The organism is Nocardioides alpinus, assembly GCF_900112035.1.
Taxonomy (GTDB): domain Bacteria; phylum Actinomycetota; class Actinomycetes; order Propionibacteriales; family Nocardioidaceae; genus Nocardioides; species Nocardioides alpinus.
Window position 1 is genome coordinate 142,624 of sequence record NZ_FOKC01000006.1, and the last position, 10,182, is coordinate 152,805.

General features: G+C 70.3%; 10 protein-coding genes. 6 read left to right on the forward strand and 4 right to left on the reverse strand.

All coding sequences use genetic code 11. The features are described 5' to 3' along the window. Positions 1 to 32: 32 nt before the first annotated feature. Positions 33 to 3,104 (reverse strand): excinuclease ABC subunit UvrA, encoded by a 3,072-nt coding sequence (gene uvrA / locus BM127_RS13780; RefSeq protein ID WP_091199380.1) that lies wholly within the window; start codon positions 3,102 to 3,104, stop codon positions 33 to 35. 161 nt (positions 3,105 to 3,265) lie between these two features. On the opposite strand from uvrA, the gene BM127_RS13785 reads away from it, so the two are divergent. From BM127_RS13785 to trxA, 3 genes are read left to right on the forward strand one after another with little or no spacing between them, the layout of a single operon-like run. Beyond that, complete coding sequence (locus BM127_RS13785; protein WP_157829570.1) at positions 3,266 to 3,970, forward strand: maleylpyruvate isomerase family mycothiol-dependent enzyme; 705 nt, start codon at positions 3,266 to 3,268, stop codon at positions 3,968 to 3,970. Beyond that, positions 3,964 to 4,662 carry an MBL fold metallo-hydrolase gene (locus tag BM127_RS13790; RefSeq protein ID WP_332871332.1) on the forward strand — a complete coding sequence of 233 codons (699 nt, stop codon included), beginning with the start codon at positions 3,964 to 3,966 and terminating at the stop codon, positions 4,660 to 4,662. The genes BM127_RS13785 and BM127_RS13790 overlap by 7 nt, the downstream gene beginning before the upstream one ends. Before the next feature lie 45 nt (positions 4,663 to 4,707). Continuing rightward, entirely contained in the window at positions 4,708 to 5,388 is a 681-nt protein-coding gene (trxA, locus tag BM127_RS23100) for a thioredoxin (protein WP_101228872.1), read from the forward strand. A gap of 82 nt (positions 5,389 to 5,470) precedes the next feature. Here trxA and BM127_RS13800 read toward each other — a convergent pair whose 3' ends face one another. After that, positions 5,471 to 5,944 (reverse strand): hypothetical protein, encoded by a 474-nt coding sequence (locus BM127_RS13800; protein WP_139227739.1) that lies wholly within the window; start codon positions 5,942 to 5,944, stop codon positions 5,471 to 5,473. A gap of 248 nt (positions 5,945 to 6,192) precedes the next feature. Here BM127_RS13800 and BM127_RS13805 point away from each other — a divergent pair, with 248 nt between their 5' ends. After that, positions 6,193 to 6,834, forward strand: a complete 642-nt coding sequence (locus tag BM127_RS13805; protein ID WP_091199383.1) for a sulfotransferase family 2 domain-containing protein — start codon at positions 6,193 to 6,195, stop codon at positions 6,832 to 6,834. On the opposite strand, the gene BM127_RS13810 is transcribed toward BM127_RS13805, so the two are convergent. Continuing rightward, on the reverse strand, positions 6,828 to 7,526 hold the full coding sequence (locus BM127_RS13810; protein ID WP_091199384.1) for a sulfotransferase family protein: 699 nt from the start codon (positions 7,524 to 7,526) through the stop codon (positions 6,828 to 6,830). The two genes, BM127_RS13805 and BM127_RS13810, sit on opposite strands and share 7 nt — an antisense overlap. A 69-nt stretch (positions 7,527 to 7,595) precedes the next feature. Here BM127_RS13810 and BM127_RS13815 point away from each other — a divergent pair, with 69 nt between their 5' ends. Beyond that, positions 7,596 to 8,240 (forward strand): sulfotransferase family 2 domain-containing protein, encoded by a 645-nt coding sequence (locus tag BM127_RS13815; protein WP_091199385.1) that lies wholly within the window; start codon positions 7,596 to 7,598, stop codon positions 8,238 to 8,240. A 90-nt stretch (positions 8,241 to 8,330) separates the two neighbouring features. On the opposite strand, the gene BM127_RS13820 is transcribed toward BM127_RS13815, so the two are convergent. Continuing rightward, a complete protein-coding gene (locus BM127_RS13820) occupies positions 8,331 to 9,284 on the reverse strand; it encodes a zinc metalloprotease (RefSeq protein ID WP_175507405.1) in 954 nt (317 codons plus the stop codon). Positions 9,285 to 9,413: 129 nt separating this feature from the next. Here BM127_RS13820 and BM127_RS13825 point away from each other — a divergent pair, with 129 nt between their 5' ends. Further along, positions 9,414 to 10,151 carry a dienelactone hydrolase family protein gene (locus BM127_RS13825; protein WP_091199386.1) on the forward strand — a complete coding sequence of 246 codons (738 nt, stop codon included), beginning with the start codon at positions 9,414 to 9,416 and terminating at the stop codon, positions 10,149 to 10,151. Positions 10,152 to 10,182: the final 31 nt, after the last annotated feature.

Below are 10,182 nucleotides of genomic sequence, written 5' to 3' on the forward strand. Positions count from 1 at the left end.
GAGCACCTGTGAGCCACCTGAGACCACGCGGTCTACTTCCTGGCGGACGCCTTCTTGGCGGCTGCTCGCTTCGCCGGTGCCTTCTTGGCAGCAGCCTTCTTGGCGACCGCCTTCTTGGCAGGAGCGTTGGCAGCCGCTGTTTTCCTCGCCGCCCGCTCCGCCGCCGCCACCTTCTTGGCGGCAGCCTTGGTGACCGGTCGGACGACCTCGACGGGCTTGACCATGCCCCGGGGCTGCTTGGCCCCGCGGCCTTCGAGGATCGGCTTGAGGAACGTGCCGGTGTGGCTCGCCTCGACCCCGGCGACGTGCTCGGGCGTGCCCTCCGCGACGACGTAACCACCGCGCGAACCGCCCTCCGGGCCCATGTCGATGAGCCAGTCGGCGGTCTTGATGACGTCGAGGTTGTGCTCGATCACCAGGACGGTGTTGCCCTTGTCGACCAGTCCGGACAGGACGTGGAGCAGCTTGCGGATGTCCTCGAAGTGCAGGCCGGTGGTGGGCTCGTCAAGGACGTAGACGGTGCGCCCGGTCGAGCGCTTCTGCAGCTCGGTCGCCAGCTTGACGCGCTGCGCCTCGCCGCCGGACAGCGTGGTGGCGGGCTGTCCGAGCCGGACGTAGCCGAGGCCGACCTCGCAGAGCGTGCTCATGTGCCGCGAGATCGCGGGCACCGCGGCGAAGAAGTCGGCCGCCTCCTCGATCGGCATGTCGAGGACCTCGGCGATGGTCTTGCCCTTGTAGTGGACCTCGAGCGTCTCGCGGTTGTAGCGAGCCCCGTGGCAGACCTCGCACGGGACGTAGACGTCGGGCAGGAAGTTCATCTCGATCTTGAGCGTGCCGTCACCGGAGCAGGCCTCGCAGCGGCCGCCCTTGACGTTGAAGGAGAACCGGCCCTGGAGGTAGCCGCGCATCTTTGCCTCCGGGGTGGAGGCGAAGAGCCTGCGGACGTGGTCGAAGACGCCGGTGTAGGTCGCGGGGTTGGACCGCGGGGTGCGACCGATCGGCGACTGGTCGACGTGGATCACCTTGTCGACGTGCTCGAGCCCGCTGATCTTGGTGTGCCGGCCGGGGACCGTACGGGCGTTGTAGATCTGCTTGGCGAGCGAGGTGTAGAGGATGTCGTTGACCAGCGTCGACTTGCCGGAGCCGGAGACGCCGGTGACAGCGGTGAAGACGCCGAGCGGGAAGCTGACGTCGACGTCCTGCAGGTTGTGCTCGCGGGCGCCGTGGACGGTCAGCTCGCGACCCACGGTGCGGGGACGGCGTACGGCGGGGATCGGGATCTCGCGGCGACCACTGAGGTACTGGCCGGTCATCGAGTCGGGGTGGGTCAGCAGGTCCTCGACCGAGCCGGAGTGGACGACCTGGCCGCCGTGCTCGCCGGCACCCGGACCGATGTCGACCACCCAGTCGGCGACGCGGACCGTCTCCTCGTCGTGCTCGACCACGATGAGGGTGTTGCCGAGCTCCTTGAGCCGGATCAGCGTCTCGATGAGCCGCTGGTTGTCGCGCTGGTGGAGACCGATCGACGGCTCGTCGAGGACGTAGAGGACGCCGACGAGGCCGGCGCCGATCTGCGTGGCCAGCCGGATCCGCTGCGCCTCGCCGCCCGACAGCGACCCGCTGGGCCGGTCGAGGGAGAGGTAGTCGAGACCGACGTCGAGCAGGAACTGCAGGCGCTCCTGGATCTCCTTGAGGACCCGCTCACCGATCTGGCGCTCACGCACCGACAGGTCGACGGTGCGGAGGTAGTGGGCGGCCTCGTTGATCGGCAGCGCGCAGACCTCGGCGATGTTCTTGCCGCCCTCGTCCTTGGCGCCGAGGGTCACCGAGACGGACACCGGCTTGAGCCGGGTGCCCTGGCACGCGGGGCACGGCACCTCGCGCATGAAGCCCTCGAAGCGCTCCCGGCTGGTGTCGGACTCGGCCTCCTTGTGGCGGCGCTCGACATAGGGGCGGACACCCTCGAAGGCGGCGTAGTAGGCGCGCTCGCGGCCGTAGCGGTTGCGGGTGACGACGTGGACCTTGGTCTTGTGTCCCTCGAGCAGCGAGGTGCGCGCGTGGGGGGTGAGCTGGTCCCACGGCGTGTTGAGGTCGAAGCCGAGCTCCTCGCCGAGGGCGTTGACCAGGCGGAGGAAGTAGTCGGCGACGTGGGCGCCGCTCCACGGGGAGATCGCGCCCTCGCCGAGCGTGGCTCCCGGGTCGGGGATGACCAGCTCGGGGTCGACCTCCATCTTGGTGCCCAGGCCCGAGCACACCGTGCAGGCGCCGAAGGGCGAGTTGAAGGAGAACGAGCGCGGCTCGAGGTCGTCGGTGTCGATGGTGTGGTCGTTGGGGCACGCCATCTTCTCCGAGAACTTCATCTCGCGGCCCGGGTCCTTGGCGTCGAGGTCGACGAAGTCGAACACGACCAGCCCGCCCGCGAGGCCCAGCGCGGTCTCGACCGAGTCGGTCAGGCGACGCTTGGACGTCTCCTTCACCGCGAGGCGGTCGACGACGACCTCGATCGTGTGCTTGAGCTTCTTGTCGAGCGCCGGCGGCTCGTCGAGCGTGTGGGCCTGGCCGTCGACGCGGGCGCGGCTGAACCCCTGCTGCTGCAGCTGGCGGAAGAGCTCGACGTACTCGCCCTTGCGGCCACGGATGACGGGCGCCAGCACCTGGAAGCGGCGGCCCTCCTCGAGGGAGAGGATGCGGTCGACGATCTGCTGCGGCGTCTGGCGCTCGATCGGCGCCCCACAGGTCGGGCAGTGCGCGCGGCCGGCGCGGGCATAGAGGAGACGGAGGTAGTCGTAGACCTCGGTGATGGTGCCGACGGTGGATCGCGGGTTCTTGGACGTCGACTTCTGGTCGATGCTGACCGCGGGGCTGAGGCCCTCGATGAAGTCGACGTCGGGCTTGTCCATCTGACCGAGGAACTGGCGCGCGTAGGCCGACAACGACTCGACGTAGCGGCGCTGGCCCTCGGCGAAGATCGTGTCGAAGGCGAGGCTCGACTTCCCCGAGCCGGACAGCCCCGTGAACACGATGAGCGCGTCGCGCGGAAGGTCGAGCGAGACGTCCTTGAGGTTGTGCTCGCGGGCGCCCCGGATGATGAGCTGGTCGGCCACTGTGGTCCTCGTTCTGGCAGATCGATGGAGTCGAACACATGTTCGTCTCGGTCGCGCACGCGGTCAAGCCGACGCACCGTTCCACCTTCTCACGCAGCACCGACAGCGGGCCCATCGTCCACCCGGGCGGGTGGCCCGCAGGGAGGTGGCACGATGGGGATGTGACCGACCTGACGCGCCCCTCGCCCGACCAGATCGCCCGCGCCGACCAGTCCCTCGTACGCACCGTGGACGGGCTCCCCGACGCGGACTACGCCGGTGGCTCGCTGCTGCCGGACTGGACCCGCGGCCACGTGATCGCCCACCTCACGCTCAACGCCGAGGGCCTGGCCGGCGTCCTGCACGGGGCGCACCTCGGCCAGCCGCAGGCGATGTACGCCTCCCCCGAGGGACGCGACGCCGACATCGCCGAGCTCGCCACCGCCGACCCCGCGACGCTCCGGGAGCGCTTCCTCGCCTCCACGACGCAGTTCGCCGACGCCCTGGGCGCGATGCACGAGGACGACTGGGCGGGCCGCTTCGAGCGCACGCCGGGCGGACCGGAGTTCGCCCTCGTCAACGTCGCCCTGATGAGGGTGCGGGAGCTGGAGATCCACCACGCCGACCTCGACGCGGGCTACTCCCCCGCCGACTGGCCCGAGGACTTCCGGCTGCTCCTGCTCGAGTCCATGACCAAGCGCCCCTACCCCGCGCCGTTCACCGTCCGGCCGACCGACCTCGACCGCTCGTGGCACTACGGCGAGGGTGAGGGCGGTCCCGTCGTCAGCGGTACGTCGTACGAGCTGGGCTGGTGGCTCACCGGCCGCGGTGCCGGCGAGGGGCTCACGACCGACGCAGGAACCCTCCCGGAGGTGGAGTCGTGGTGACCGACGACAACGAGAGCTACACCGGGGACGTGTCGCCCGGCGGCCCGCCCGACACCAGGACCCTCGGCTGCCTGACAATGACCAAGGTCGCCGTCGACCCCGAGATGTCCAACAACTGCTACCTGCTCCACTGCAGCGAGACCGACGAGCTGGTGCTCGTCGACGCCGCAGCGGAGCCCGGGCGCCTGCTCGAGCTGATCGGTGACCGCTCCCTCACGTCGATCGTCACCACCCACCAGCACTGGGACCACCACCGCGGCCTGGCCGCGGTGAAGGCGGCGCACCCGGGGGCGGTCGTGGTCGCCGGGGAACCGGACGCGGACGCCATCACCGAGCAGACCGGCGTCGCCGTGGACCGTCGGGTCGGCGCGGGCGACAAGGTGGCCGTCGGCACGTGCGACCTCCACGTGATCCCGATCGCCGGGCACACGCCCGGCTCGATCGTCCTGCTGATCGACGACTCCTCGGTCTCGGCCACTCCCCACCTCTTCACCGGCGACTCGCTCTTCCCCGGCGGAGTGGGCGCCACGCGCGGCGACGCCGACCTGTTCGCCCAGCTCATCGACGAGGTGGAGACGAAGATCTTCGGGCGGCTCCCCGACGAGACGTGGTTCTACCCCGGTCACGGCGGCGACGGCGTGCTCGGCAACGAGCGGCCCCACCTGGCGGAGTGGCGCGCGCGGGGCTGGTGAGTCCGTCGATGTGGGTCGGCAGACCCTCCGTGGCAGGCTTGGCGCATGAGCACGCGTGAGCTGACCCTGGCCGACTTCGAGCAGACCGTGAGCGGCGAGGGCATCGTCCTCGTCGACTTCTGGGCCGCCTGGTGCGGCCCGTGCCGGCAGTTCGCCCCCGTCTACGAGAAGGCCGCCGAGGACAACCCCGACATCGTCTTCGGCAAGGTCGACACCGAGGCCGAGCAGCAGCTCGCCCAGATGGCGGCGATCTCCTCGATCCCGACGCTGATGCTCTTCCGCGACGGCGTCCTCCTCTTCAACCAGGCCGGCGCGCTGCCGCCCCAGGCGCTGGCCGGCGTGATCTCCCAGGCCCGCGAGCTCGACATGGACGCCGTGCGCCAGGAGGCGCAGGCCGCCCAGGAGGCCGCCGCCAACGGCCCGCAGGACGAGGTCGACCTCGACGACTTCGCCGCCGCGCACAGCCAGGGCGCGTACGTCGTGGACGTCCGTGAGGCCGACGAGGTGGCCGGCGGGCGCGTGCCCGGCGCGGTCCACATCCCGATGAACGACATCCCCGGGCGGATCGCCGAGCTGCCGCGCGACACCCCGTTCTTCGTCATCTGCGCGGTCGGCGGTCGCAGCCGACAGGTCGTCGACCACCTGCGCGCCGAGGGCCTGCCCGCGATCAACGTGGCCGGCGGGACCGGCGGCTGGGCCCAGCGCGGCTGGCCGCTCGAGGGCTGACCCAGCCTCCGGCCGAGCCTCCGGTCAGGCACCGGACAGCGGTTGTCGGCATCCGGGGATGCTGGCGAGGACGCGCGGCGGGCTAGCAGACGGGAATGGACCCGCCGGCGTACACGGCCTGCGGGAAGGACTGCACCACGGCGGTCGACTCGTTCGAGCCGACCCGCCAGGCCGAGTAGCTGATGTTCAGCGTGAGTCCGCTGGGGCTCGACGCCGAGCAGAACCACAGGTTCATGGCCTGGCTCGTCGGGCTGACGACGTACGGGAAGGCCGTCGGCAGGTTGATCGACTCGGTGACACCCGCGCTGCTGGTGATCTGAGCGGTGGTGATGCGGATGTTCCAGCTCGTCGTGCCCTGCACGTTGAAGTTGACGACCAGGCGATAGCCCTGGCAGTTGCCACCGCCCTGCCCATTCGTCCTGCAGTCCATGACCAGCGACCCGGGCGACGGCGCGTCGTGCGACGCGGCGAAGGCCGGCGCGTTCACGGCGACCGCGATGACTGGAATGCTCCACGCTGCTCCACGTACCAACGTGCGACGGCTGTACTGCGACATGTGTGACCCCCACGGTCTTGTCCTTCGAATGCCATCCCCACGATGACTTGGCTGACGCTAGGGGTGATCTTCGGGATCTCGCGGTCGAATTGCTCGCACTTGACCTTTCATACGACCTTTCTTTACAAACGCCCACGGGTGGTCTGGACCAGTAGGGCCAGCGGCTCAATCTCGCCTGACCGCGGCTCGCGACGTCGGCGCCCGGACGGCGTTCATCCGCTGACCGGTCGCTGGGATAGCCTCGGCGCGTGCTGATTTCCGACTCCCGGCAGGTCCTCTTCGTGCACGTCCCCAAGACCGGCGGGGTGTCGGTCGAGGAGACGGTCAAGGAGGCCTGCCCCGACGCTCGCAAGGCGCGTCCCGCGCTCGGCCGGCATGCGACGCTCGGCAAGATCCTCAAGCACGAGCCGCAGGTCACCGACTACTGGATGTTCGGCTTCGTCCGGAACCCGTGGGCCCGGATGGTCTCGTGGTACTCGATGATCGCCGCCTGGGACCGCCGCCACGGACCGTCCAGCGGCAAGCCCCAGGACGTCAAGCACAACTCCATGCGCGACGGCAACGCGATGTGGCGCACCGCTGCCACCTACTCCGGCTTCGACGAGTTCGTGATGCGCGGCACCGAGGAGCTCCCCCGGGTCGGCACCCCCCAGATCACCTACCTGCGCGCGCCCAAGTTCGGCAGGGAGGTCGACTTCGTCGGCCGCACCGAGAACTTCGTCGCGGACCTCCAGCGGGTGCAGGTCCAGCTCGGCCTCGAGCCGACCGTGCCCCCGCACAAGAACAAGTCCAAGCACGGGACCTACCACGACTACTTCAACGACGAGACGCGCCAGCGGATCGCCGAGGTCTACGCCGAGGACATCGAGCTCTTCGGCTACACCTACTGAACCTGATCCTGATCCTGAGCCGGGCCCGGACCGGCCAGGTCCGGCAGGAGGGTGCCGCGCGCACCCGCCCACTCACCCGTGTCGACGACCCGGCGCCACACGTCGTACTCGGGCGCGAAGTGGGCCGTCAGCGCTGCGCGGGTGGCGGCTGAGAGCTCGCCCCGCTCGGCCGCGGAGGTGTTGCGGCGCTCGAACTCGAGTGGCGCCCCGACCCGCTCGCTGAACCACGCCGCCCACACGTCGGGGCGATCGACACTGAAGAGGCGATCGACCGCGACGGCTCCCTGGGCGTGGATGAACTTCGCCGGGCGGCCCTTCGGGACGGGCGCGTCACCGTCGCCGGCGAGGTAGTGCCGGGCGAACTGCTCGAAGGTCATGTCGGCCGTCGACCGGCGGCTGTCGTCGCGGGCGCGGTAGCGCCACCACGACTCCAGCCACGCGATCGGCTCGCGGAACATGGTGACCAGCTCGTAGGACTCGCGCGGGTGGCCCGCCGCATCGAGGTCGTGGGCGACGGTGTGGACGAAACCCCGCGCAGGCAGGTGCTTGCGGTGCGGCGGCGCGCTGACCACCTCCGTGGCGTACGGCGTCAGCGTCCGCTCCAGCGACGTGCTCGCGGTCTTCGGCAGCGCGAGGAGCACGAAGTCGCGGCCGGGACCGCGTCCGAGGAACGTCATCACGCGGCCGATCATGCCGCACCGGCTCGCCGGCGCCACGCTGCCGGTCCCGCCTGCCACCTGTGCGTGGGTTAGCCTCTCGCCGTGCTGATCTCCGACGCCAGGCGCGCGCTGTTCGTGCACGTGCCCAAGACGGGCGGGGTCTCGGTCGGAGTGGCGTTCGAGCGCTGCTGTCCGGACGCACGGAGCAAGACCCCCGGCGTGAAGCCACCACTGGGTCGGCACGCGCCCTACGAGCGGATCCTGCGTGCGGAGCCGCAGACGGTCGACTACTGGTCCTTCGCCTTCGTCCGCAACCCGTGGGCCCGGATGGTCTCGTGGTGGTCGATGATCCAGGACTGGGACCGTGAGTGGGGACCGTCCAGCGGGAAGCCGCAGGGCGAGGACGCCGTCAAGATGCGCGGCAACGACATGTGGCGCGCTGCGTCGGCGTACGCGGGGTTCGAGGAGTTCGTGCTGCGTGGCACCGAGGAGCTGCCCCGCGTGGGACGGCCCCAGGTCGACTACCTCCGCGCTCCGGGCCGCGAGGTCGACTTCGTCGGCCGCACCGAGTCCTTCGCCGAGGACCTCGAGGAGGTCGAGCGCCGGCTCGGCGGCGAGCCGACGCGGGTCCCCCACCGCAACAGGTCCCCGCACGGCAGCTACCGCGACTACTACTCCGACACGACGCGCGACAAGGTCGCCGACGTGTACGCCGCCGACCTCGAGGCGTTCGGCTACACGTTCTGAGCCGCAGTCCGGCCCCCCTGTACGGGGAGTCAGAACACCGGGCCAGGCGGCTGCCTGACCCGGTGTCCGGGTGTTCTGGTGGTGCTGGGATCAGCTGGCGCGGTACTGGGTCCAGGCGTCGCTCATCCGAGCGGCCTGACCGGGGGTGAACTGGTACATGCAGTCGTCCTCGGTGTAGTCCATGTAGTTGTGGATCGGGTCGAGCCCCGGTGCAGCACAGGTGTCGGCCCCGGTCGGGCAGCCGAACTGCGGTGCGGCCTCGGCCGGGGTGTCGGAGACCCGGTCGCCCTGGCCGTTACAACCGCCCTGGAACGTGTGGTAAAGCGCCAGCCAGTGGCCGACCTCGTGGGTCAGCGTGTCGCCGCCGTCGTACGGGACGGCCGTGCCACCGGGCATCGACTCGTCCAGGATGACCACGCCGTCGTTGGAGCTGAGCCTCTTGGTCGGGAAGGTCGCCCAGCCGAGGAGGCCGTCACCGATGTTGGCGGTCCAGACGTTGAGGGTCTCCTTGCCGCCCACACGTGTGGCGGCCTTCATCTCGGACTCGACCGGGCCGGGCGTCACCGTCGACCACGCGTCGTTGTAGGAGAAGTCGACGCCCGCCAGCGTGTACTGGAAGGGCGTGGTGGCGGACGTCCGCTTCTTGGTGCGGCCGGCGAAGGCCTCGTTGAGTACTGCGACCTGCCGGTCGACCAGCGTCCTGAGCCGGTCCTCGGCGGCGCTGCCGTTGGCCTCCTCCGCCTCGGGGAGCACGACGTGGAAGTAGGTCGGGATGGTCACGGAGCCGCCTGCAAGCGTGGCCGAGTCGGCGAGCACGGCGTACTCCTCGCCCGTGCCGGCGAACGCGGCCGGCTCGAGCTTCTTGGAGCCCTTGCGCACGCGGGCCTCGGCCGCGTGGTCGGAGTGTCCGTCCTCGCAGGCAGCCGCCTGGGGCGAGGCGCCCGACGCGGTGGCAGGGACGGCAGCGGTCGCGGACAGCGTCGTGGCGGCGAGCGCCATCGAGCCGGCCACCACGAGAGACCGCAGGGAACGTGAGTGTCGCATCCGGGGGATCACCTGTTCTGTGGGAATTGGGTAGCTCAGCAACCTAACCGCCCGGTCAGGAATCCGTTAGACCCTCAGCGGCAGGCGTCTTCGCGAGGGATCCCGGGACCCGTGCGCCACACTGCGCACATGACTTTCCCCGACGGATGGGTCCGCGACTCCCACACGTACGACGGCGTGAGCCACCCGACGTACCGACGGGGCACCGGTCCCGGGGTCGTCGTCATCCACGAGATCCCCGGCATCACGCCGGAGGTCGCGACGTTCGGCCAGGAGCTGGTGGACGCCGGTTACACCGTGGTGATGCCGAGCCTCTTCGGCACCGACGGCGCGCCGATGACAGCGGGATCGACCGCAAGGACGTTGCGCCAGGTGTGCGTCAGCAAGGAGTTCACCAAGCTCCGCACGGGCGAGACCACACCCGTCGCAGGCTGGCTGCGCTCGCTGTCCCGCACCCTCCACGCGGAGCTCGGCGGACCGGGCGTGGGCGCCCTCGGGATGTGCTTCACCGGTGGGTTCGCGCTGGCGATGATGGTCGACGACTCCGTCGCTGCGCCGGTGCTCTGCCAGCCGAGCGCCCCCTTCCCCGTGACGCCCTCCCGCTCGCGCGACGTCAACCTCTCCCCCGGCGACCTCGACATCGTCAAGGGCCGGTGCGCCGCCGGTCAGCAGGTGCTCGGGATCCGCTACCGGTCCGACCCGGCCGTCGGGAAGCGCTTCGACACGCTGACCACCCAGCTCGGCGACGCGTTCATCCGGGTCGAGCTCGAGGGCAAAGGACACTCCACCGTCACCGCCCACCGCCAGCAGGTCGCCGTCGACGCGGTGCTCGACTTCCTCGCCGCCCACCTCCGTCCAACGGGCTGAGGTCACAGTCCGGACCGTGTTGGGACGGAAC